At 36.6% G+C, this 23,851-nt stretch carries 20 protein-coding genes; 7 read left to right on the forward strand and 13 right to left on the reverse strand.

Annotated features, from left to right (window positions below; translation table 11 throughout):
* Positions 1-259: 259 nt before the first annotated feature.
* Positions 260-1,528: a uracil-xanthine permease family protein gene (locus tag ACKJXD_RS08160; RefSeq protein WP_220216281.1), complete on the reverse strand. Its 1,269-nt coding sequence runs from the start codon at positions 1,526-1,528 to the stop codon at positions 260-262.
* An 87-nt stretch (positions 1,529-1,615) separates the two neighbouring features.
* Positions 1,616-2,242 carry a uracil phosphoribosyltransferase gene (gene upp, locus ACKJXD_RS08165; RefSeq protein WP_065558519.1) on the reverse strand — a complete coding sequence of 209 codons (627 nt, stop codon included), beginning with the start codon at positions 2,240-2,242 and terminating at the stop codon, positions 1,616-1,618.
* A 257-nt stretch (positions 2,243-2,499) separates the two neighbouring features.
* Here upp and ACKJXD_RS08170 point away from each other — a divergent pair, with 257 nt between their 5' ends.
* Entirely contained in the window at positions 2,500-2,847 is a 348-nt protein-coding gene (locus tag ACKJXD_RS08170; RefSeq protein WP_220216280.1) for a DUF805 domain-containing protein, read from the forward strand.
* Between the two features lie 130 nt (positions 2,848-2,977).
* Here ACKJXD_RS08170 and ung read toward each other — a convergent pair whose 3' ends face one another.
* On the reverse strand, positions 2,978-3,655 hold the full coding sequence (ung, locus tag ACKJXD_RS08175) for a uracil-DNA glycosylase (RefSeq protein ID WP_430876031.1): 678 nt from the start codon (positions 3,653-3,655) through the stop codon (positions 2,978-2,980).
* A 203-nt stretch (positions 3,656-3,858) separates the two neighbouring features.
* Here ung and grcA point away from each other — a divergent pair, with 203 nt between their 5' ends.
* Positions 3,859-4,242 (forward strand): autonomous glycyl radical cofactor GrcA, encoded by a 384-nt coding sequence (gene grcA, locus ACKJXD_RS08180; RefSeq protein WP_220216278.1) that lies wholly within the window; start codon positions 3,859-3,861, stop codon positions 4,240-4,242.
* Between the two features lie 80 nt (positions 4,243-4,322).
* Here grcA and ACKJXD_RS08185 read toward each other — a convergent pair whose 3' ends face one another.
* The 4 genes from ACKJXD_RS08185 to dnaK all read right to left on the reverse strand — a co-directional run bounded on the left by ACKJXD_RS08185 (position 4,323) and on the right by dnaK (position 8,842).
* Positions 4,323-4,994, reverse strand: a complete 672-nt coding sequence (locus ACKJXD_RS08185) for a DUF695 domain-containing protein (protein WP_430876032.1) — start codon at positions 4,992-4,994, stop codon at positions 4,323-4,325.
* On the reverse strand, positions 4,991-5,413 hold the full coding sequence (locus tag ACKJXD_RS08190) for a hypothetical protein (RefSeq protein ID WP_430876033.1): 423 nt from the start codon (positions 5,411-5,413) through the stop codon (positions 4,991-4,993). The genes ACKJXD_RS08185 and ACKJXD_RS08190 overlap by 4 nt, the downstream gene beginning before the upstream one ends.
* A gap of 249 nt (positions 5,414-5,662) precedes the next feature.
* A complete protein-coding gene (dnaJ, locus tag ACKJXD_RS08195; RefSeq protein ID WP_220216276.1) occupies positions 5,663-6,799 on the reverse strand; it encodes a molecular chaperone DnaJ in 1,137 nt (378 codons plus the stop codon).
* Between the two features lie 123 nt (positions 6,800-6,922).
* Positions 6,923-8,842, reverse strand: a complete 1,920-nt coding sequence (dnaK, locus tag ACKJXD_RS08200; RefSeq protein ID WP_430876034.1) for a molecular chaperone DnaK — start codon at positions 8,840-8,842, stop codon at positions 6,923-6,925.
* Positions 8,843-9,075: 233 nt separating this feature from the next.
* On the opposite strand from dnaK, the gene satP reads away from it, so the two are divergent.
* Positions 9,076-9,654: an acetate uptake transporter gene (gene satP / locus ACKJXD_RS08205; protein ID WP_065558513.1), complete on the forward strand. Its 579-nt coding sequence runs from the start codon at positions 9,076-9,078 to the stop codon at positions 9,652-9,654.
* 91 nt (positions 9,655-9,745) lie between these two features.
* Here satP and asnB read toward each other — a convergent pair whose 3' ends face one another.
* From asnB to polA, 6 genes are all read right to left on the reverse strand, one after another.
* Positions 9,746-11,419 carry an asparagine synthase B gene (asnB, locus tag ACKJXD_RS08210; protein WP_220216275.1) on the reverse strand — a complete coding sequence of 558 codons (1,674 nt, stop codon included), beginning with the start codon at positions 11,417-11,419 and terminating at the stop codon, positions 9,746-9,748.
* A 231-nt stretch (positions 11,420-11,650) separates the two neighbouring features.
* Positions 11,651-11,995, reverse strand: a complete 345-nt coding sequence (locus ACKJXD_RS08215) for a YdbL family protein (RefSeq protein WP_430876035.1) — start codon at positions 11,993-11,995, stop codon at positions 11,651-11,653.
* A 112-nt stretch (positions 11,996-12,107) separates the two neighbouring features.
* On the reverse strand, positions 12,108-12,293 hold the full coding sequence (locus ACKJXD_RS08220) for a YnbE family lipoprotein (protein WP_065558684.1): 186 nt from the start codon (positions 12,291-12,293) through the stop codon (positions 12,108-12,110).
* A 14-nt stretch (positions 12,294-12,307) separates the two neighbouring features.
* Positions 12,308-13,918 (reverse strand): intermembrane phospholipid transport protein YdbH family protein, encoded by a 1,611-nt coding sequence (locus tag ACKJXD_RS08225; protein ID WP_430876036.1) that lies wholly within the window; start codon positions 13,916-13,918, stop codon positions 12,308-12,310.
* 59 nt (positions 13,919-13,977) lie between these two features.
* Positions 13,978-15,408 carry a glutamate--tRNA ligase gene (gene gltX, locus ACKJXD_RS08230; RefSeq protein ID WP_065558509.1) on the reverse strand — a complete coding sequence of 477 codons (1,431 nt, stop codon included), beginning with the start codon at positions 15,406-15,408 and terminating at the stop codon, positions 13,978-13,980.
* A gap of 269 nt (positions 15,409-15,677) precedes the next feature.
* Entirely contained in the window at positions 15,678-18,452 is a 2,775-nt protein-coding gene (gene polA / locus ACKJXD_RS08235) for a DNA polymerase I (protein WP_430876037.1), read from the reverse strand.
* 203 nt (positions 18,453-18,655) lie between these two features.
* On the opposite strand from polA, the gene folE reads away from it, so the two are divergent.
* The 4 genes from folE (at position 18,656) to ileS (ending at position 23,826) form a co-directional block, all read left to right on the forward strand.
* Positions 18,656-19,315, forward strand: a complete 660-nt coding sequence (gene folE, locus ACKJXD_RS08240) for a GTP cyclohydrolase I FolE (protein WP_220216270.1) — start codon at positions 18,656-18,658, stop codon at positions 19,313-19,315.
* A gap of 14 nt (positions 19,316-19,329) precedes the next feature.
* Positions 19,330-19,842 (forward strand): hypothetical protein, encoded by a 513-nt coding sequence (locus ACKJXD_RS08245; protein ID WP_267350228.1) that lies wholly within the window; start codon positions 19,330-19,332, stop codon positions 19,840-19,842.
* Positions 19,843-20,041: 199 nt separating this feature from the next.
* Positions 20,042-20,980, forward strand: coding sequence for a bifunctional riboflavin kinase/FAD synthetase (ribF, locus tag ACKJXD_RS08250; protein WP_267350226.1), 939 nt, complete (start codon positions 20,042-20,044; stop codon positions 20,978-20,980).
* A 38-nt stretch (positions 20,981-21,018) separates the two neighbouring features.
* Positions 21,019-23,826: an isoleucine--tRNA ligase gene (gene ileS, locus ACKJXD_RS08255; protein WP_430876038.1), complete on the forward strand. Its 2,808-nt coding sequence runs from the start codon at positions 21,019-21,021 to the stop codon at positions 23,824-23,826.
* Positions 23,827-23,851 lie beyond the last annotated feature (25 nt).

Consider the following 23,851-nt stretch of genomic DNA (forward strand, 5'->3'; position numbering starts at 1 on the left):
ACTCAACATAGTTATTCATCGTGATAAAATTAGGACTAAAAATTAAACTTTATTCAATGTAAAAATAGGATAAGTTTCTTATCCACTAAGAAAAACGACGAATAACATGTCATTAGTCATTAACCAGAGACTAAAAAAGTGAGTGTCTACTCACTTTTTATTGATAAATAAATGATATATTTTATGAAAATACCACACCCTTTCTTTAGTTTAATTTATCAGGGTTAACGATTAATTCGTTAACCCTGATATCTTAATCTTAATCAGTTTTTACTGTTTTGCTCGGATAAGGTAAGATTAAATTTAATAAAATAGCTAAAATGCCACATAAACTTATTCCTTGCAATGCGTAAGAACCAAAATCAAAAATCATCCCACCAATACCAAACACCAACACTAATGAAACAATACACATATTGCGCGAAACAGAAAGATCAACTTTATGTTTAATTAATATATTAATGCCTACTGATGCAATCGAACCAAATAAAAGCACCATAATTCCGCCCATGACAACAGTTGGGATAGTACTCAAAAATGCGCCAATTTTACCAATAAATGACATTAAAATCGCCCAAATTGCTGCCCATGTCATTACACGTGTTTTGAAGTTTCGTGTTAAGGTGACGGCCCCAATCACTTCTGCATAAGTGATACAAGGCGGGCCACCAAAAAAGCCTGCGGTCGAAGTTGCTAATCCATCCCCCAAAAGTGTGCGTTGTAATCCCGGTTCACGAGTATAATCTTTGCCAGTAACAGAACTAATCGCCATAATATCACCAACGTGCTCAATCGTTGGTGCAATAACAATAGGTATCATATATAAAATAGCTTGCCAATGAAATTCAGGAAAAGTGAAATCCGGTATCTTAAACCATGGTGCATCAATAACCGGTTGAAAGTTGACAATACCCATTATCCAAGACATCACATAACCAACGACAATACCTGCAATAATTGGAACAAGTTTGAAAAACCCTTTTGCCCAAATTGCCACAATCAGCGTAGTCAATAATGAGGCCATTGAAATCATAATTAATTGATAATCCTTAACCTGAAGACCACTATCTTTACCCATTGCCATACCCACTGCGACAGGTGCAAGAGATAAACCAATGACCATAATAATAGGGCCAGTTACCACTGGCGGTAAAATACGATCAATAACATGTTTGCCATTTAGTTTGACTAATAAAGCAAAAAACATAAACACAAATCCTGCTGCAACCAATCCGCCCAGAGTTGCAGGAATCCCCCATTGAGCTACACCAAATGAGATCGGTGCAATAAAGGCAAATGAGGAAGCTAAAAATACCGGTACTTTGCCTTTCGTGGTGAGTTGAAACAATAACGTTCCTATGCCCGCTGTAAACAATGCGACATTAGGATTTAAACCCGTTAATAGTGGCACTAACACTAACGCACCAAAAGCAACAAAGAGCATTTGTGCACCAGTAAAAATATCTTGCCAAGCAACTTTCTCCTGTGACGCTTTATATTTTTGTTTATCATTTATTTTATTTGACATGTTGATCATCTCCACTTCAACTTAATCTTATAACCTCATTTTTTATGCATAAAAAAACCGGCTAAGCCGGTTTAAAAAAATGAAATTTTATTTAGTGCCGAATATCTTATCTCCAGCATCGCCAAGTCCTGGTAAAATGTAACCTTGTTCATTTAACCGTTCATCAATGGATGCTGTATAGAGTTCAACATCTGGATGGGCTTTTTCTAATGTTTTGATACCTTCAGGTGCAGCCACTAAAACTAATACTTTAATATTTTTACACCCTGCTTGTTTTAATAAATCAATCGTCGCCACCATTGAACCACCCGTTGCTAGCATAGGGTCAACAACCAAAGCCATTCGTTCCGCAATGTCCGACGTTAATTTTTGAAAATAAGGGACTGGCTCAAGGGTCTCTTCATTACGATAAAACCCAACGACGCTAATACGAGCACTAGGCACATGCTCAAGCACACCATCCATCATACCTAAACCGGCACGCAGGATTGGTACTACAGTTATTTTTTTACCTTTGATTTGCTCAATTTGAACAGGTCCACACCAACCTTCAATGGTCACTTTTTCAGTAGGTAAGTCAGCCGTGGCTTCATAAGTTAATAAACTACCAACTTCGCTGGCAAGCGCACGAAAGTCTTTAGTACTAATATCATGTTCGCGCATTAAACCGATTTTATGACGTACAAGAGGGTGTTTAACTTCAACTATTTTCATGGGGGCCTCAGTGTTATTTTGCTGAAAGATTTTGGTCACTTTAAATAACCACTGAGGGGTGATTTTAACATAGATAAAAGCAAGAGAAAACTCAATTTAAATCGCTAAACTTCATAAAATAAAAAAAAGAAAATAATATGTAAAAAAAATAAAGTTCATGCAAAATTTGTTTTATATGATTTTTTTGATTAAAATAGTCGCCCACCTTAATAAGGTGTTTTTTTAATATTAAATATAAAATTTTTAAGGATAATAGGATGAATTGGTTTATTAATTGTTTTACAAAAGAAAATTATTTTAATTTGAATGGACGTGCACGTCGTCAAGAATATTGGATGATAATTTTAATATCGTGTATTATAATAGTAGTCGCTTCAATAGTTTCAACATTGCTAAGCTTTATCTTTGCTCCATTAAGCTTTATTGTATTCATTGTTGAGTTACCGTTATTAGCGCCATGTATATCAGCTGGTGTTCGCCGTTTACACGATACAGACAAACCAGGTTGGTGGCTTTTGGTTCCTGTCATGAATATAGTCTACTTAGCTACAGATTCAACACCTGGTAGCAACCAATATGGGGAAAATCCTAAAGGAATTCAATAAGTTTTTTTATTCTCATCAGCTAATCTGATGAGAATATTAACAACACATTATCGTATTGACTATTTTTAGTTTAACTTCACTTCTAAATCGCTTTCAAAAAACCCAATAATTTATATAATTATGTCTAATTTCAAGGTAATTTAGGTTGCCAGTCAATAGCTGCTTTACCTTGTTGCATAATAAGATCATTAGCTTTGGAAAAATGTTTACAACCTAAAAATCCACGATGGGCAGATAAAGGTGAAGGATGCACAGAAGTTAATACATGATGTTTTTGCCGATTAATAAATTGCCCTTTTTTTTGCGCAGGTGATCCCCATAACAGAAACACCACTCCCTCAAGATGTTTGTCTATAGCCGCTATAACATTATCGGTAAAAGTCTCCCAACCTATTTTGGCATGTGAATGAGCTTGACCAGCTTCCACCGTTAATACCGTATTAAGCAAAAGTACCCCTTGAGTCGCCCAAGATGCTAAATAACCATGAGAAGGGATTTGAAAACCAGGAATATCGGTAGATAACTCTTTATAAATATTTAATAACGAAGGAGGAGGTTTAACTCCCGGTAACACGGAAAAGGAAAGTCCATGTGCTTGATTCGGTCCATGATAAGGATCTTGACCTAAAATGACAACTTTGATGTCATTAAAAGCAGTAAAACGAAATGCATTAAATACATCGTGTTGAGGAGGATAAATGATTTTACCGCTATTACGCTCAGCGGTAACAAATTGCATGATTTTTTGAAAATAAGGTTTGTCTTTTTCAGTACCAATAACATCATGCCATGTTAATTGTGTTGTCATAGTTTGTCCACGCCGTAAAAATTACTGAATATATCTTGCTGAGAAATTCTCATTTTTACTCATCATAACCTATAGTGCTCTAAAAGTTAAATAAAAGGTACAGCTTATCGTATTAATAGCTTTTTTTGACTTTAATCAAATTATATAAGTGTTATATTAACCCTAATATTTTAGGGGCAATAACGCTCATAGGAGGTTTTAAAATGATTACAGGTATCCAAATTACTAAAGCTGACAACTCAGCACTTCTTAATTCTTTTTGGTTATTAGATGACTCGACTAATGAAGCGCGTTGTGTCGCAGCTAAATCAGTATATAAAGAAGATCAAGTTATTCCAACAGCTGAACTTGGTCAGTTTGAATATCGTGAAATTCCTTTAGATATTGCACCAACTATCAAAGTTGAAGGTGGACAACATTTAAACGTTAACGTACTTCGTCGTGAAACACTTGAAGATGCTGTACAACACCCAGAAAAATATCCACAATTAACTATTCGTGTTTCTGGTTATGCTGTACGTTTTAACTCATTAACAGCAGAACAACAACGCGACGTTATCGCTCGTACATTCACAACTAAAATGTAATTTTAGTTTATTATCGAATGATTAAAACCCAGCTTATGCTGGGTTTATTTTTACGAAAAAACAAATTACTTTGTTCTAAACTAGTCTACCCAAGCTAAATACTCCATCCAAGCAGGATCAAACTCACAGTCAATTTTTACTGATAGATCTTGATATTGATTTAATATATTTTGAATTATTTGAGTAGCAAAATGTTTATCTTCTACATACCAAAGCATAGTTCTTGTTGCTTGGTGTAAAGAATTTTGGGCATGAATGCCTTTCTTATTTTCACGGAAAGCGGCGCTAATAGCATCTTCTATATCGTAAACCAACGATAAGGTCTCTTTACAATCTAGCTTTATACTCAGATTAAGTCCATAACCATAATTAATATCACAAGCCAATGCATTAGCCGTTTCGTTACGCTGCACTAAGGTCGTATCATCAGGATCATCTTTACTTGCCAATTCGAATACAAACAATTGATCTTCACTTTCAGAAATAGGAAAAACACCGGTGTGTTTTAAATCATTTTTCCAGATATTATCAAATCGTTTAGCAAACTCTTCAGCCGTAATACTATTAGAATCAGGCATTGTGTCGACAAAATTAATTGATTGCACTTTTATAGCTAAGTCGTATTCCCCTAAAAGATGATTCAAAATAACTAAAGCTAATGTTTGTGCATAATTTATTTGATCTTTGGCGATTGGTTTAGCAAACATTAAATCCAAAGAAATTTTACGATGATCTTCATGATATTGAATCAATAAATCTGATGCCCCAATGAAAAAGAAGTACCATTAAAATTTATTTCAAGATCAGAAATTTTATTAGCTCGTTGACGAAATGCCTCGATTTCAAATAGATCTAAACTAGGTGCTAATTTAACAATTTCTACTACTAGTTCAAAATGTTCAATTTTACCTTCGGCAGTAAAAATAATTTTATGTTTTTTTACCTCTCCCCCCATAATTTCGGCAATAACGTCTAATTGGTTTTCACTTAACAAGTTATTGAGCTTTTCTATTAAATCTAAGGGTTGCAATTCACTAAGAGACTGTTCTGACTGTTTAACTTCATTCCAAAAGGATTGAATAGCTATTTTGAGGTTATCATCTGGTGTTGATTGTTGAGGAATGACTACATTTTGTGGTCGCAATTTTTGCCAAATTTTTTTAAAAAACATAAAAAAATCCTATAGATAAAAGTTATTAAAATTATATACAAATAAAAATAATATGTAATTCAATATACTACATCAATTTAAGCTTGAACAATATCGATTATCTACATTTGATACAAAATATTGCACAAAATTTAGCTGTCAAAAATTAACAAAAAAACATTTAAGAATGAGGGTTTATTGATATGAACTAGATAAATAAAAATGGCGAGGTAATTTTCTGCCTCGCCATTTGTACATTATTGAAAATTATTAGCCAAAAAACTTCTTCACTTTATCAAAAAAGCTTTTCTCTTTTGGACTGTGCTTAGAGCTTTTATCGGCTTTAAAACTTTCACCTAACTCTTTAAGTAATTCCTTCTGTTTACTGGTTAAATTAACTGGTGTTTCAACAACCACATGGCAATAAAGATCACCAATTGAACTTCCACGTAACGATTTAACGCCTTTACCTCGTAAGCGGAACACTTTACCTGTTTGTGTTTCAGCAGGGATAGTTAAGCTTACTTTACCATTAAGTGTTGGTACTTCTACTTCTCCACCTAGCGATGCTAAAGCAATGTTAATTGGAATTTCACAATGTAAGTTAGTACCATCACGTTCAAAAATAGCATGTGGTTTAATTTGCATTTGAACATATAAATCACCAGCTGGTGCGCCATTTAAACCTGCTTCACCTTCTCCAGAAAGTCGAATACGACTACCGGTATCAACTCCGGCAGGAATCGTTACAGAAAGCGTTTTAGTTTTCTGAACTCGTCCTTCACCATGACATTTTTTACATGGATTTTTTACTACTTTACCCCGACCATGACAGGTTGGACACTCTTGCTGCACAGCAAAAAAACCTTGTCGCATTTGTACAACACCTGCACCATGACAGGTTTCACACGTCATTACATCTGAAGCTTTTTCAGTTCCTTGTCCGTGACATACATCACAAGTTACCCAAGTCGGTACTTTTATCTCTTTGCTGACGCCTGCAGCAGCTTCTTCCAGTGTTAACGAGATATTATATTGCAGATCCGCACCGCGTGAGGAAGTTTGACTACGTCCACGACCACCACCAAAGAAATCACTAAAGATATCATCAAATGCAGAACCTCCGCCAAAACCACCGAAGCCACCAAAACCACCGCCGCCTGCGCCGCCATGCCCTTGTTCAAAGGCTGCATGACCATATTGATCATAAGCCGCTTTCTTCTGCGAATCGGTTAATACTTCATAAGCTTCCTTAACTTCTTTGAATTTCGCTTCTGCTTCAGCTTTATTATCCTGATTTTTGTCAGGATGATATTTCATGGCTAGGCGTTTATAGGCTTTTTTTATCTCAGCTTCACTGGCACTTTTACTCACGCCTAATGTTTCATAATAATCTTTCTTCGCCATAATTAACCTTTATTTTTTATTGCATAAACAACTAAACGGGCTTGAGTTACCTCGCGCCCGTTTAATGTGTTACATGTCTAAAACTCGTTGAAATAACTCATTAAAAAACATTTTAGTTAACGATTATTTTTTATCATCATCAACTTCTTTGAAGTCAGCATCAACAACATCATCTTGTGCCGAAGCGCTACCATTATTTGCTTGACCTGCAGATTGATCTGCTTGAGCTTGTTGTTGAGCCAATTCAAGTAATTTTTTTGATGCTTCCATTAACGCATTGATTTTAGCTTCAATTTCAGCTTTATCTTCACCACGAGCAGCATTTTCTAATGCAGTTACCGCATCTTCAATCGCTTTTTTATCATCAGCAGATAATTGATCGCCTGCATCAGTCACTTGTTTACGAGTTGAGTGAACAAGGTGATCTGCTTGGTTACGTACTTGTGCTAACTCTTCAAACTTACGGTCAGCTTCAGCATTCGCTTCCGCATCATTGACCATTTTTTGGATTTCTTCTTCACTTAAACCTGAAGAAGCTTTAATGGTAATGTTTTGTTCACGACCAGTATTTTTATCTTTTGCTGATACATGTAAGATACCATCGGCATCAATATCAAAGGTCACTTCAATTTGTGGCATACCACGTGGTGCAGCTTGAATACCATCAAGGTTAAATTGACCTAGTGATTTATTATCACCAGCACGTTTACGCTCACCTTGTAATACATGAATCGTTACCGCAGATTGATTGTCTTCAGCCGTTGAGAACACTTGACTATGTTTAGTTGGAATAGTCGTATTTTTCTCAATCAAGGTAGTCATTACACCACCCATCGTTTCGATACCTAAAGACAATGGTGTAACGTCAAGTAATAATACATCTTTAACATCACCACCTAATACACCACCTTGTACCGCAGCACCTACTGCTACTGCTTCGTCAGGGTTAACGTCTTTACGTGGTTCTTTACCAAAGAAGTCTGCAACCGCTTTTTGTACCATTGGCATACGGGTTTGACCACCAACTAAAATCACATCTTTAATATCAGAAACAGTAAGACCTGCATCTTTTAATGCTATTTTCACTGGTTCCATTGAGCGTTTAACTAAATCTTCGACTAAAGATTCAAGTTTAGCGCGTGTCACTTTGATATTTAAATGTTTAGGGCCTGATGCATCAGCTGTGATATAAGGTAAGTTGATATCCGTTTGTTGCGCTGATGACAATTCGATTTTTGCTTTCTCTGCTGCTTCTTTTAAACGTTGCATTGCAAGTGGATCATTTTTAAGATCGAAACCTTGTTCACGTTTAAACTCATCAACTAAATAGTTAATTAAACGAGAGTCAAAATCTTCACCACCTAAGTGAGTATCACCATTAGTTGCTAATACTTCGAAAGTTTTTTCGCCATCGACATCATCAATTTCGATAATTGAAATATCAAATGTACCACCACCAAGGTCATAGACTGCAATTGTGCGGTTACCGACATCTTTATCTAAACCATACGCTAATGCAGCAGCTGTTGGTTCGTTGATAATACGTTTAACATCTAAACCAGCAATACGACCCGCATCTTTAGTTGCTTGACGTTGTGCGTCATTAAAATAAGCAGGAACAGTAATAACCGCTTCTGTTACTGGCTCACCAAGATAATCTTCTGCAGTTTTCTTCATTTTCTTTAGTACTTCAGCAGAAATTTGTGGTGGCGCAATTTTTTGACCTTTTACATCTACCCATGCATCGCCGTTATCAGCTTTAACAATTTTATATGGCATAATACCCACATCACGTTGTACTTCAGCATCTTCATAACGACGACCAATTAAACGTTTAATGGCAAATAATGTATTTTGTGGATTTGTTACTGCCTGACGTTTTGCTGGTTGACCAACTAAAATTTCACCATCTTGTGTGTAAGCAATAATCGACGGGGTTGTACGGTCGCCTTCAGCATTTTCTAAAACTTTAGCTTGACCATTATCCATTACTGCAACACATGAATTTGTTGTACCTAAATCGATACCAATAATTTTACCCATAATCTTTTCTCCTCAAAACCTGTATTTTATTTCTTATATATAAGACTGAAATTGTGATTTTCAAGTCTTTAATTTAGTCAAAGAAATGTTAGTGTTTCCACATAGATGGGAACATTATTATTAATATCAAGGGGGGGAATGAAAAATTATTTTTGCATAAATCTTGATTATAAAGTTTTCTACACTTATTATTGCCGCTCTTTTTTTATTAAGACACATTTTATAGGATCCTTATGGAACAAACTAAACTTGCAAATCCAGGTCCACTAGGACTAATGGGATTTGGTATGACAACCATTTTATTGAATATTCATAATGCGGGATTTTTCCCTGTGATGACAGCAATCGTATCTATGGGTATTTTTTATGGTGGACTAGCACAAGTGATCGCTGGAATTTTAGAATTTCGCAAAGGTAATACTTTTGGGACAACAGCGTTTACTTCATATGGTTTCTTTTGGATTGCGCTTGTTGGCATTTGGTATTTACCAACCTCACCAGCAACAGCACCAACCGATGCAACCTTTGTTGGTATCTTCCTCGCATTATGGGGGATTTTCACCGCATTCATGTTTATCGGTACGTTAAAAGGTAATCGAGTATTACAATTTGTTTTTGCTAGTTTAACTGTCCTGTTTGCTTTATTAGCAATTGGTAATATTTCTGGTAATCACAGCATCATTCATATCGCAGGCTTTGAAGGGATTATTTGTGGTGCAAGTGCAATTTATTTAGCAATGGCTGAAGTACTTAACGAACAATACGGACGCACTATTTTACCAATTGGTGCACCTAAAGGCGCTGCTCACTAATTGTCGCTGTTATTAAAACAAGTGATGAAAGCAATAAAAAACGGGGTAATTTCCCCGTTTTTTTATATCAATGAATAACAACATTTAACGCTTATTTTTTATAAGCATCATTATGTACACCTACTGCCGCACGGCCTGATGGATCATTAAGATTTTTGAATGACTCATCCCATTCAATCGCTTTTGCCGTAGAACAAGCAACAGTTGGACCACCCGGCACACAATGTGCTGCGCTTTCAACCGGGAATAGCTCATCAAAAATTTCTCGGTACATGTAAGCTTCTTTCGACGTTGGCGTATTATAAGGGAAACGGAATTTTGCATTTTCCAATTGTTGATCAGTAATTTTGCTTTCTGCAATCTCTTTTAAAGTATCGATCCAACTATAACCAACACCATCAGAGAATTGCTCTTTTTGACGCCAAACCACAGACGCAGGTAAATAAGATTCAAATGCTTCACGAACAATGTGTTTTTCCATTTTTCCGTTACTACCACACATTTTATCTTTCGGATTAAGGCGCATTGCCACATCTAAGAATTTCTTATCAAGGAATGGAACACGAGCTTCAACGCCCCATGCCGCCATCGCTTTATTAGCACGTGCACAATCATACATGTGTAACGCGGCTAATTTTCGCACCGTTTCTTCATGGAACTCTTTAGCATTTGGCGCTTTATGGAAATAGAGGTAACCACCAAATACTTCGTCTGCACCTTCACCAGATAACACCATTTTAATACCCATTGCTTTAATTTTTCTCGCCATTAAATACATTGGCGTAGAAGCACGGATAGTTGTGACATCATAAGTTTCAATAAAATAAATGACATCACGAATGGCATCAATACCTTCTTGAATAGTAAAGTTAATTTCGTGGTGAACTGTACCAAGATGATCGGCAACCGCTTGTGCTGCTTTAAGATCTGGCGCACCTTTTAAACCCACTGCAAATGAATGCAATTGTGGCCACCAAGCTTCAGATTTTTCATGATCTTCAACACGACGCGCTGAGAATTTTTTAGTGATTGCCGAAATAACGGAAGAATCAAGCCCACCAGATAATAAAACGCCATAAGGCACATCTGACATAAGATGGCTTTTAACAGACTCTTCCAATGCTATACGAAGCGCATTAATGTCTGTTTTATTATCTTTGACATTTTCGTAATCCATCCAATCACGTTTATAGTAGGTTTTAATTTCACCTTCAGTGCTCGATAAATAGCATCCAGGAGGAAAAGCTTCAATCGTTTTACAAACAGGTACTAACGCTTTCATCTCAGAGGCGACATAGAATGTACCATTTTCGTCGTGACCCATATACATTGGGATAATACCAATGTGATCACGACCAATAAAGTAAGTACCTTTATTAATATCATAAAGAATAAAGGCAAACATACCTTGTAGTTCATCAAGACAATCAATTCCTTTTTCTTGATAGAGCGCTAAGATAACTTCACAGTCAGAACCTGTTTGGAATTCATAGCGATCTTTGTACTGATTTCGGAGTTCTTGATGATTATAAATTTCGCCATTCACCGCTAAAACGAGAGTTTTATCTTTATTATAAAGCGGTTGAGATCCTGTATTAACATCTACAATTGATAAACGTTCATGAGCAAGAATTGCTTTATCAGAAGCAAAAATACCAGACCAATCCGGCCCACGATGACGCTGTAGACTTGATAGTTCTAATGCTTTTGTTCGTAGTTGTTCCGGATCTGATTTAATATCAAGAATACCTAAAATCGAACACATTGATTTTCTCCACTTAAAATCGCAAACGCGATACTATTTGTACGTAAAAATAACTATATGAAAATTTGAAAAAATTTTTTATTTTAAATTACTTTGCCCTTTATTCTTACCCAGCTTAAAGCGCAAATAATAAAGGTAGACAGCATACACACTATTTATAAACAATTAAAGTCCCAAGTCGTGATACTTTTCCTATCGTTGCAAAAAGAACTTAACGACTTTATAACATCATCACTTTTTTTTCCATTGACCTTGTTGTTTTATAAATTGTCCAGCAGGTGTTTTTTCCTGAGCTTTTGTTCCCGCTCTCACTTCAACTTCGTTCAAAGGAACGTTACTTTCAGCAGAAACTTTTTGATATTCTTGTTTACGCGCTTGATTAATGAGTTGCGCTATTTCACTTGCATTGCTTTCGTTTTTAACTACACCTAAATAACCATCCTCTTGTTCGCCCACTAAACCACTCGCTTTTGCTTGACTTAATGCGTTAATCGCTTGATCTAAATTTAATGCAAACACGGGTAAAGATAAAGCTGCTGTTAATAATGCAATCGTTAACTTTTTATAAATAGTCATAATAACCCCTTTAATAAATACTTTATATTTTATTAACGCCAAAGTGATTTACACTTTTAATTCACTTTTGACAACGCCAACCAAAATATAATCGTGAATCTTTAATAAATAATTAATATAAACCAGATTTATTAATTACATTGTCTAACGCTTTATCAACCTTTATGTTGATTTCATGGTCTATTTTAACATTTAGATTTATGTTTATTGGTTCATTGGGAGCCTGAACTCTAACCGTCGGTGAGCATCCCATTAATACGCTACTCACTACCATGACTGCAATCACATTCCGTATCATAAAAATAGCCTCTTTCATTTATCATGATTTTTTTTCAATCGTGCTTCAATTCGTTTACGAATCGGTTCACTTATTTGGTCTGATAAGAGTAAACTGGTCATTAATTTAGCGATATTTTCTTCAAGCGTGATATTTAAATTCACCGCTTTACCATTTTGCACATCTAAATTATTTCCTTGAATAGTCAGACCCAACTTAGCAATATCATTAGCGTAATCAACTTTACTCGATAGCTTAGTATAATGAAAATTTTTAAGAATATCAGTGAGTATTTTCATATTTGGATTATTTTTTACATAATCTTTTAGCGCTGAATTTTCAAACTGTAATTCACCCTGATTAGTTGAAACTAGTTGACCATTTTTAATTACCAACTTATATGATAGCTCATTTTTGTTTTTAACTTCGCTTAATGTAATTGGTAAGATGCCATCTATCGCCCCATTACCGGCAAGCCCTTCAACCGGATATTTGGCTAACACATCTTTTAACTGTATTTGTTTTAGTCTGACATTAATTTGTTGAGGCAATCTGGTTAAATTCAATTTTCCTTTATCAACAAACAGCTGACCAGAAAATAGCCTCGCTTGTAATTTTTTCCACGTAATGATGCCTCTTGTCGGTGCAGTTAAAGTTGACGAATAAGCGCCAGCAACATTAACTTTTTCAAAACCGATGCCAAGATTGATTTCTTGGATATGTAAATCAGATGTGGAAAGCGTAAAATTATTGTTGTTAACCGAAAGATTAATATTACCTGTTGCCGATTTAATCTCACTATTTTTATAAAGACCATTAAACTCACTAATCGTTAATTGACCTGTCGCTGAAGTTTGATTCAATTGAAATGGAAGCGGTGACTGAACTTGAAAGCGGATATTTCCTCTTAGATCATTAACAATGAAATCTTCCGAAACATTCGCTTTTTTTAAGCTAAATGACGCATCATTCAAATTGGTTAGTGTAAGCTGTTTTTGAGTTATCGATCCTTTAAACGGTAAGGATAAATCGCCATTTTGTATGCCAAATTGAGCTAATGAGGTCGTTAACATGCCATGTTGAATCTCAATACGCGAATCGGCTTCATTAAATTGTAAAACAGTCGATAACTTTGCAGCATATTGGGTATTGGTGGATAACTCAAGCTGTATAGCTTGTGGCTGTTTATTCATATCTAGCTTGATATCAAACAAAGGCACTTTGTTTTGATAAAATCGCAACGAATGAATATGAATAGCTTTAGGTAACCAATACAACATTGATGAAAAAGATGAGGTATCAAATTCAGATCGATCAGGATGATCAGCCTCACCATCAACTCCATGATCGCTAATATTCTCTACTTTAGCGTTAACGGGCTGCCAATAGATATCTACATTTTCTGCTGATAGATTTGACCACGAAACATGCAAATTTTTTGCCGTTAAGGATAATTGTGATTGCTGAGAAACGGTAAAAGTATCAAATGATACCCCATCAAAACCAATATTGAAGCCATGCCAATCTAAGGTTAACTGATTTTTTTGCTTAAAAGACAACCAATATTGCCATCCAAACAGACCTAGCAATGAAATAATCAGCATAAAAATAAATGAAAACCAATAGCGTTTTTTCAAGCGAGCCATAAATAAACTCTCTACTTAGCAAGGTTTATTGCCGAGTGTTGCTCGGCAATGAAATCATATTACGCTGGTGACTGTTCTCGCTGTGCGATATAAGCTAATGCTTTATCAATTCTAGATAGTGTTCGTTTTTTGCCAATGGCAAATACCGTTGCATCCACGGATGGCGATTGCCCAATTCCTGTTACGGCAACACGCAATGGCATCCCCACTTTACCCATTCCAACATCAAGTTCAGTCGCCGTGGCTTCAATAGCATGATGAATTTTATCAATTTGCCAGTCAAAATCAGCAATTGCACCAATTTTAGCTTTGATGAGTTCTAACGGCTCTTTAGCTACGGGGCGCAAATGTTTTTTAGCGGCATCAGCATCAAAATCATCAAAATCTTGATAACAATAGCGGCATGATTCCGCCATTTCTTTAAGTGTTTTACAACGTTCACCAAACAATTTAATAATTGTGATTAAATCCGGGCCTTGTGTTAAATCATAGCCTTGATGATTCATATGCCAAACTAAATGTTGAGCGACATAATCAGCATCTAAATGATTAATATAATGATGATTTAACCACAATAATTTTTCAGTATTAAACGCACTAGCTGATTTGCTTACTGCATCTAATGTAAAATAACTAATCATTTCAGGCACGGAGAATATCTCTTGATCACCATGTGACCAGCCTAAGCGAACTAAATAATTAAGCAAAGCTTCCGGTAAGTAGCCATCATCACGGTATTGCATAACACTCACCGCACCATGACGTTTAGATAATTTTTGCCCGTCGTCCCCTAAAATCATGGATACATGACCATATTCAGGAAGCGGTGCACCTAATGCTTTGAGAATATTAATCTGACGAGGTGTATTATTGATATGATCTTCACCACGAATCACATGCGTAATTTCCATATCCCAATCATCCACCACAACACAAAAATTGTAAGTTGGTGAACCGTCTGTTCGTCGAATAATTAAATCATCAAGCTCTTTATTGGCAATCTCAATAGGGCCACGGATTAAATCGTTAAATACGACAACACCGTCAATCGGATTGGCAAAACGGACAACATGCGGTTCACTGTGGTTATGTTGTTTTTGGACTTCATCACAACGACAATGACCATCATAACGGGCTTTTTCGCCCTTAGCCATTTGCTCTTCCCGTAATTTTTCAAGGCGTTCTTTTGAGCAATAGCAACGATAAGCTGTTCCTTTAGCGAGCATTTCATCAATCACTTGATTATAGCGATCAAAACGTTTAGTTTGGAAATAAGGACCTTCATCCCATGATAATTCTAACCAATTCATTCCCTCCATGATCGCTTCAATGGCTTCTGGCGTTGAACGCTCTAGATCAGTATCTTCAATACGCAAGACAAATGCACCTTGTGCATGACGGGTATAAAGCCAAGAATAGAGCGCAGTACGTGCTCCTCCAACATGTAAATAACCGGTTGGGCTTGGTGCAAAACGGGTTTTAATTTTCATGAAATAATCCTAATAATAATAAAAAAGAGCACGTAAACGAAAAAAGCGTTAACCGCGCTCTTTTATTCAATTCGGTTAACTAACTAACCAGAATAATAACATTTTGATATAAATTCAGTTTCGTTACTTATTCTAACACGCTAAAAGGTTTGAGCAATAGCCTATTCACGCCTTAAAATCGATCACAAATTTTCAAGATGTTTAAGCTTAAGCTTGCATTTAAATCTAAAACCGTAAACATCTTATAATTTACTAATGCTGATGAAAAATTAGTGTGCTTCATCCCAATTATCACCGACGCCAACATCGACTTTTAATGGCACAGATAATTGATAACAATTTTCCATAATGGATTTGATTTGCGCACTGTACTTATCAACCAATTCTTGTTTGACTTCAAACACTAATTCATCGTGTACTTGCATCACCATTCTGATATTGCCAGACGGTTGGTTGTTAATCCAATCACTCATTTTTATCATCGCAGTTTTAATAATATCCGCCGCTGTACCTTGCATTGGCGCATTAATTGCTGCTCGTTCGGCTCCTCGTTTTTCAATGCCGTTAGTCGAGGTGATTTTAGGCAAATATAAACGTCGACCAGATAAGGTTTCGACATAACCTTGCTGTGCTGCCAATTGGCGGGTCTCTTCCATGTAAGTTTGTACCCCCGGATAACGTTCAAAATAGCGATCGATATAGAATTGCGCCTCTTTTCGAGGAATATTGATTTGTTTTGATAAGCCAAAAGCACTCATTCCATAAATCAAACCAAAATTGACCGCTTTAGCGCGTCTACGTTCTTCCGGCGTCACATCTGATTCAGGTTTACTTAACACTTCACTCGCCGTCACTCGGTGGATATCTTTGTCATGGGCAAAGGCGTTGAGTAAACTTTTATCTTGCGATAGATGTGCCATGATGCGTAATTCAATTTGTGAATAGTCAGCAGAAATAATCTTATACCCTTCTGGTGCGATAAATGCCTGGCGGATTCGACGCCCTTCTTCATTGCGTACCGGAATATTTTGTAAATTAGGATCATTGGAAGATAAACGTCCTGTTACTGTCCCAATTTGATTATAATTTGTATGAATACGATGATCGATAGGACTAATCATTAAAGGTAATTTATCTGTATAGGTATTTTTAAGCTTGGCCAGTCCTCGATAAAATAGAATCATACGCGGTAATTCGTAGTCATTAGCCAATTCACTCAACACATCTTCACTGGTTGACGGATCACCTTTTGGCGTCTTTTTCAACACCGGCAATTGATGCTTATCAAATAAAATTGCTTGAATCTGCTTTGGCGAAGCAGGATTAAATTTTTCACCAGCCAATGATTGAAGTTCGGCTTCCGTCGCCATTAACTGTTTGGCAAGTTCATGGGAATAATCATTTAACTGTTTAGCATCAACCAATACCCCTGTTCTTTCCATTTCAGCCAACACAATGGCTAAAGGCATTTCAATATCAGTAAACAGTTTAGTTAATTTTGAATCTTTTTCTAACTCTGGCCACAGTTTTTCATGTAATTGTAACGTGATATCTGCATCTTCTGCTGCGTATTGAGTCGTTTTTTCAACATCAATAGCATCAATGGTCACTTGTTTTTTATCCTGCTTGGTTAGCTCATTATAAGTGATGGTTTTATGATTCAAATAACGACTAGCCATGCTATCCATATCGTGTCTTTCTGTACTATTTAGTACATACGATTCAAGCATGGTATCAAAGGCAATACCTTGTACTTTAATACCATAGTTAGCCAGTACGCTGTAATCAAATTTAGCATTTTGCGCGATTTTTTTAATCTTCGGATTTTCTAGCACTGGCTTTAATTTCGCCAACACGCTATCAAGCGGTAACTGCTCGGGAACACCCAGATATTGATGAGCAAGTGGAATATAAGCAGCTTCATGCGGCGTGATACTGAGCGAAATCCCGACTAATTTAGCATGCACATGATCGACATTATCCGTTTCAGTATCGAATGCAAATTGTTGACTTTGGGATAATTTGGTTACCCACTGATCTAATTGTTTATCAGTCAAAATGCATTGATAATCAGTCTGCTTATTTTTGGCGGATGAATGTTCTTGCGCCAATAACGGCATATTCTGATTCACATTGACCGCTGATGCTTTTTGATTTTTTAAAAAACTGCCCGATATCAACTCTTTTTGCCAACGATGAAAGCCATAATAAGCAAATAATTCGTTTAATGCATTAACATCCATATCGCTCGACATGAGCTGTTCATTAGTAAAATCTAATTGCACATCGGTTTTAATCGTTGCCAGCAAATAAGACAATTCGGCTTCTTTTTGATTATCAATCAATTTTTGTTTTAACGATTTTGCACCACGGATTGATAATTTTTCAATATCATCTAAACGCTGATAGATATCTTTAACACTGTTAAATTCAGTTAATAAACTTTGGGCCGTCTTTTCACCTACTCCCGGAACCCCTGGGATATTATCAGACGAATCGCCTCTTAATGCTAAATAATCAATAATCTTTTCGGGTGGCACACCAAATTTTTCCATCACGCCTTTCGGATCAAGCACCGTATTATTCATGGTATTAATCAGGGTAATTTTATCACTGACAAGCTGTGCCATATCTTTATCACCGGTACTGATTAAAACGTCCAGATTCTCCTTTTCAGCCTGCCTTGCTAGTGTACCAATCACATCATCCGCTTCCACACCTTCAATACAGAGTAAAGGCAGACCCATAGCTTTTAAAATAGTGTGAATTGGTTCAATTTGCGGACGAAGATTTTCCGGCATTGCCTCACGTGTGGCTTTATACTCGCTGTAGATTTCGTTACGGAAAGAGCCGCCTTTAGCATCGAAAACAACAGCAATATGTGTCGGATTGTACTGATTAATCAGACTACGGATCATATTGATGACACCAAAAATAGCCCCTGTTGGCTCACCTTTGGCATTGGTTAACGGCGGACATGCAAAAAAAGCACGATAGAGATAAGAAGATCCATCAATCAGGATAATTGGTGTTTTATTTGGCATTAGTATTACCCAAAGGTTATTCGCTATAATGGTTAACAGTATACCCCAATTAACAACAATATTCTTATTATCTACAACAATAAAATGTAAAAATCTTTCATATTTACACAATGTTTTAATAGAAAGTTTTAACTTAAAAAACTGTATATTGCAAAATGAGTATTATATAATACTGTATCTTTTTTAACCTGAGTATACGATTAATGACACAGTTAAGTCTTGCTGCACAAAAAGTTAAAGATGCACTGGCAGCTAAAAATCTTGAAACCCCTTCTTGTCGTTTAGCAATGGATAATAGTGAGCGCAAGGCAAAAATCGAAGAACATTTTCGTGAGATCATGAAATTAATGGAGTTGGATCTTACTGATGACAGTCTTGCCGAAACACCACATCGTGTCTCTAAAATGTATGTTGATGAGATTTTTTCTGGGCTCTATTATGAAAATTTTCCCAAAATCACACTCATTGAAAATAAAATGCAAGTCGACGAGATGATCACCGTTCGTGATATTACCTTAACCAGTGTATGCGAACACCATTTTGTCACCATTGACGGCAAAGCCACCGTCTCTTATATCCCTAAAGATAAAGTTATTGGCTTATCCAAAATTAATCGGATTGTTGAATTTTTTTCACAGCGACCACAAGTACAAGAAAGATTAACTCAACAAATACTCGTTGCCCTTCAAACCTTACTTGGCACGGTAAATGTGGCGGTCTCAATCGATGCGACTCACTATTGTGTGAAAGCCAGAGGCATTAAAGATTCAAGCAGTATGACAACCACGACCGCACTGGGTGGCGGATTTAAAACCAATCCAAGTACCAGACAAGAATTTTTAAGAGCATTACATCACTATTAATATAAGGATATTCAATGAAATTTTTATCACTCATTTTTATGGTATTATTGATAACAGCATGCTCTGAACAGGAGTCTAATAATTCTAATAATAACGATAAATTTATTGGTTTTTGGGTAGAAGGTGGTCCCGATTTTAAATATACTGCAACCTATGCCAATCTTGTTGAAATAAGTAAACAAGGGGATAATTACTTTATCAATGAAAACTATGTTTATGGTAATGATCAAACCATTGCGATGCGAAAAGTCACAAAACCCCAAGACAATTTCGATGGACTCGCTTATCCATCAGAAAGAAATTTTGGTTTAGAAAACAGAGTGACTTTTCATGGTGATAACTATTCAAAAATCGGTATATTTAATACAGTTTTCTTTCGAATTTCAAAAGAAGAAGCAGAACAAATTAAACGTGATGTAAAAGAGTGCGAAGAGATAGAAAAAAACCGTTTTTTTATTCCTAAAGCGCAACAAGCTGAATATAAAAAACGGGCAAATGAGCTGGCTTATTGTCGGATTTTTTGGTAACAATCAAAATTGACGTAAACCTAAATTCAGCGGATTTTTGTAACAATCTTATGGGAATTGAATATTTAACAATAATCAAAACCTAAAACTCAAATAAAAAACAACCGAAAATCAGCTTTATATTACGTGCATCTTCAAGAAAGATTGGTATAATTCTCGGCTACTTGAGTTAAATTACACAGTTAAATAACACATTTTCATGAAGATCATTCGCGGTATTGCTAATTTAAAAAATCAATTTTCCCAGTGCGTACTGACATTGGGCAATTTTGATGGCGTACATTTAGGACATCAGCAATTAATTAATCATTTAATCACCCAAGGTAAAAAATTAAATCTACCAACCGTGGTTATGCTATTTGAACCGCAACCGTTAGAGTTTTTTTGTTCGGAAAATGCCCCTTCCCGATTAACCTCATTTCAAGAAAAAGTGATTTTTATTGAAAAACTCGGTATCGACTATATTATTGCTGTTCCGTTTACTCAAACCTTTGCCAAAATGTCTGCTGATGACTTTATTCAAGCGTGGTTGATAAATCAGTTACGGGCCAAATATATTATTATTGGTGATGATTTTCGGTTTGGGTTTGAACGTAAAGGGGATATTCATCTTCTTGAACATTATGCACAAAAAAATGATTTTACTGTCGAAAGCATGCCAACCTACGTTTGGAATCAGTTACGAATTAGTAGTACCGCGGTGCGTAAAGCTTTACTCAACAATGATTTTGAATTAGCTCGTTGCCTATTAGGTCGACCATATAGCATTCAAGGGCGTGTTATTCATGGCAATGCATTAGCAAGGCAATTAGGTTTTCCTACGGCAAATATTCAACTACACCGCAAAAAACCAGCCTTACACGGTGTCTATTTAGTTAACGTCAAAAATTGTTGTAGCCAACAATCTTATTATGGCATTGCTAATATTGGTATAAGACCAACTATTCAAGGAAAAAAAGCCATTTTAGAAGTGAATCTATTTGACTTTTCGGGTGATATTTATGGACAATATTTAGACGTCACCTTCCTCGAAAAATTACGAGACGAGAAAAAATTTGACTCTATAACAGCGTTAAAAGAACAAATTACACAAGATGTTTGCACTGCGAAAAAGATCAGTGCACAATTAACCAATTAAGAAAGTAGTATCAACAAAATTAACTGGAATAAATCAGCATGACAGATTATAAAAATACATTGAATTTACCGGAAACCGGTTTCCCAATGCGAGGTGATCTTGCCAAACGTGAACCGGCGATGTTGCAAAACTGGTACGATAAAGAACTTTATCGCAAAATCCGCCAAGTAAAAAAAGGGAAAAAAGCCTTTATTTTGCATGATGGCCCTCCTTATGCAAACGGCAAACTTCATATTGGTCATGCAGTTAATAAAATTATCAAAGATATTATCATTAAATCAAAAGGTTTAAGCGGTTATGATTCCCCATATATTCCAGGGTGGGACTGTCATGGTCTGCCAATCGAACAAAAAGTTGAAGAACAAGTTGGCAAACCAGGCTTAAAAGTGACACCGGCTGAGTTTCGTCAAATTTGTCGTGACTATGCTGCTTCTCAAGTTGAACTACAAAAAGCTGATTTTATACGTATGGGTGTATTGGGTGATTGGCAAAATCCCTACCGCACAATGAATTACGATACGGAAGCGAACATTATTCGAGCGTTAGGCAAAGTCATCAAAAACGGGCATTTAGTCAAAGGGGCAAAACCTGTTTACTGGTGTACAGATTGTATGTCTTCGTTAGCAGAAGCAGAAGTAGAATATTATGATAAATCTTCACCCGCTATAGATGTAAAATTTAAAGCGGTAGATAACCAAGCTGTTGCGAGTAAATTTGGCGTTCATACCGATTTAACTATTTATGCCGTGATTTGGACGACAACACCTTGGACATTACCCGCTAGCCGAGGTATTGCCTTAAATGCTGAGTTTGAATATCAACTGGTACAAATAAACGATAAAGAATGCTTAATTTTAGCCACTGATCTGGTCGAATCCGTCATGAAACGTGCCGAAATTTCAGAATGGAAAATTCTTGGCAGCTGTAAAGGTGATGCGCTTGAGCTATTACGCTTTAAACACCCTTTCCTTGATTTTGATGAACCCATTGTACTTGGTGAACACGTTACGGTTGATGCTGGTACCGGTGCGGTGCACACTGCGCCCGGCCATGGTGCGGAAGACTTTTTAGTTGGTCAAAAATATGGACTTGAAGTTGCTAACCCTGTTGGTGGCAATGGGTGCTATTTACCGGGCACAGGTGCAGGCTTAGATGGTTTATTTGTATTTAAAGCGAATAAAGTTGTGATCGACATATTAAAAGACCACAATGCGCTACTTCATTTTGAAAATATTGAACATAGCTATCCATGTTGTTGGCGTCACAAAACACCGGTTATTTATCGTGCAACACCGCAATGGTTTATTAGCATGGATAAACAAGGTTTACGTGCCCAATCATTACAAGAAATTAAACAAGTTCGCTGGATTCCGGATTGGGGACAAGCACGAATTGAGACAATGGTTGCTAATCGCCCTGACTGGTGTATCTCTCGTCAACGCACATGGGGCGTACCGATGACGTTATTTGTCCATAAAGAGACCGAAGAGTTACACCCCGATACCCTAGCACTGGTTGAAAAAGTCGCTAAATTAGTTGAACAACACGGTATCCAAGCGTGGTGGGATGCAGATATCAAAGATTTGCTTGGCCCCGATGCAGACGATTATCGCAAAGTGCCAGATACCCTTGATGTCTGGTTTGATTCAGGATCAACTTTCTTTTCGGTAGTCGGTGTACGCCCTGAGTTTGAAGGGCACGAAGCTGACATGTATTTAGAAGGTTCAGATCAACATCGTGGTTGGTTTATGTCATCATTAATGCTATCAACAGCGATTGATAACAAAGCCCCTTATAAGCAAGTGTTAACACATGGTTTTGTGGTTGACGGTCAAGGTCGAAAAATGTCTAAATCGTTAGGCAATATCGTTACCCCACAAGAAGTTATGGGTAAACTCGGAGCAGATATTCTACGTCTATGGATTGCTTCGACTGATTATTCGGGTGAAATGAGCTATTCTGACGAAATCATCAAACGTGCAGCGGATAGTTACCGTCGTATTCGTAATACAGCTCGCTTTTTACTGGCTAACTTAAACGGCTTTGATCCAGCTAAAGACATGATCAAACCTGAAGATATGGTGGTACTGGATCGCTGGGCGGTCAGCATGGCAAAAGAGGCACAAGATCAAATTATCCAAGCTTACGAAAGCTATGATTTCCATAAAGTCGTACAACGTATTATGCAATTCTGTTCAATTGAAATGGGATCATTCTATTTAGATATTATTAAAGATCGTCAGTACACTGCAAAAAGTGATAGCGTTGCTCGTCATAGTTGCCAAACTGCCTTATATCATATTGCTCAAGCAATGGTACGTTGGATAGCGCCGGTACTATCTTTTACCGCTGATGAAATTTGGCAATATTTACCTTCAGCCGAAAAATCAGAATTTGTATTTGAAGATGAATGGTATAACGAACTATTTAGTTTATCCGATAATGAAACATTAAATAGTGAGTATTGGGCGCAAATTCTAGCAATTCGTAGCGAAGTAAACAAAGTGCTAGAACAAGGTCGTAACGATAAAGTGATTGGTGGTTCTCTTGAAGCCGCTGTTACCCTTTATGCAGACGATCAGATTGCCACAGCACTCGCTAAATTAGAGAACGAATTACGCTTTGTACTACTCACGTCACAAGCCAGCGTGAAACCACTAGACAGTGCGCCACAACAGGCAGTACAAAGTGATATAGCCGGTCTTAAAATCGAGCTCACGAAAGCGCAAGGTGATAAGTGTCCTCGCTGTTGGCATTACACCATTGATAATGAACCAACAACACACTTATGTAAACGCTGTGAAGAAAACATTCATGGTAAGGGTGAAGTTAGACATTTCGCCTAGCAATAGAATGACAGATAAACACGGC

The sequence above is a fragment of the Gilliamella sp. G0441 genome (genome assembly GCF_050589305.1).
GTDB lineage: Bacteria > Pseudomonadota > Gammaproteobacteria > Enterobacterales > Orbaceae > Gilliamella.

Coding starts and splice junctions, on each gene's coding strand:
- dnaJ (WP_220216276.1), bottom strand. CDS start 6,799: ATGGCGAAGAAAGATTATTATGAAACATTAGGCGTGAGTAAAAGTGCC.
- ACKJXD_RS08215 (WP_430876035.1), bottom strand. CDS start 11,995: ATGACTATTTATAAAAAGTTAACGATTGCATTATTAACAGCAGCTTTA.
- ung (WP_430876031.1), bottom strand. CDS start 3,655: ATGACAACACAATTAACATGGCATGATGTTATTGGTACTGAAAAAGAC.
- ACKJXD_RS08225 (WP_430876036.1), bottom strand. CDS start 13,918: ATGGCTCGCTTGAAAAAACGCTATTGGTTTTCATTTATTTTTATGCTG.
- upp (WP_065558519.1), bottom strand. CDS start 2,242: ATGAAAATAGTTGAAGTTAAACACCCTCTTGTACGTCATAAAATCGGT.
- dnaK (WP_430876034.1), bottom strand. CDS start 8,842: ATGGGTAAAATTATTGGTATCGATTTAGGTACAACAAATTCATGTGTT.
- ACKJXD_RS08220 (WP_065558684.1), bottom strand. CDS start 12,293: ATGATACGGAATGTGATTGCAGTCATGGTAGTGAGTAGCGTATTAATG.
- folE (WP_220216270.1), top strand. CDS start 18,656: ATGACACAGTTAAGTCTTGCTGCACAAAAAGTTAAAGATGCACTGGCA.
- polA (WP_430876037.1), bottom strand. CDS start 18,452: ATGCCAAATAAAACACCAATTATCCTGATTGATGGATCTTCTTATCTC.
- ACKJXD_RS08245 (WP_267350228.1), top strand. CDS start 19,330: ATGAAATTTTTATCACTCATTTTTATGGTATTATTGATAACAGCATGC.
- ileS (WP_430876038.1), top strand. CDS start 21,019: ATGACAGATTATAAAAATACATTGAATTTACCGGAAACCGGTTTCCCA.
- ACKJXD_RS08170 (WP_220216280.1), top strand. CDS start 2,500: ATGAATTGGTTTATTAATTGTTTTACAAAAGAAAATTATTTTAATTTG.
- asnB (WP_220216275.1), bottom strand. CDS start 11,419: ATGTGTTCGATTTTAGGTATTCTTGATATTAAATCAGATCCGGAACAA.
- ACKJXD_RS08190 (WP_430876033.1), bottom strand. CDS start 5,413: ATGTTTTTTAAAAAAATTTGGCAAAAATTGCGACCACAAAATGTAGTC.
- ribF (WP_267350226.1), top strand. CDS start 20,042: ATGAAGATCATTCGCGGTATTGCTAATTTAAAAAATCAATTTTCCCAG.
- gltX (WP_065558509.1), bottom strand. CDS start 15,408: ATGAAAATTAAAACCCGTTTTGCACCAAGCCCAACCGGTTATTTACAT.
- grcA (WP_220216278.1), top strand. CDS start 3,859: ATGATTACAGGTATCCAAATTACTAAAGCTGACAACTCAGCACTTCTT.
- satP (WP_065558513.1), top strand. CDS start 9,076: ATGGAACAAACTAAACTTGCAAATCCAGGTCCACTAGGACTAATGGGA.
- ACKJXD_RS08160 (WP_220216281.1), bottom strand. CDS start 1,528: ATGTCAAATAAAATAAATGATAAACAAAAATATAAAGCGTCACAGGAG.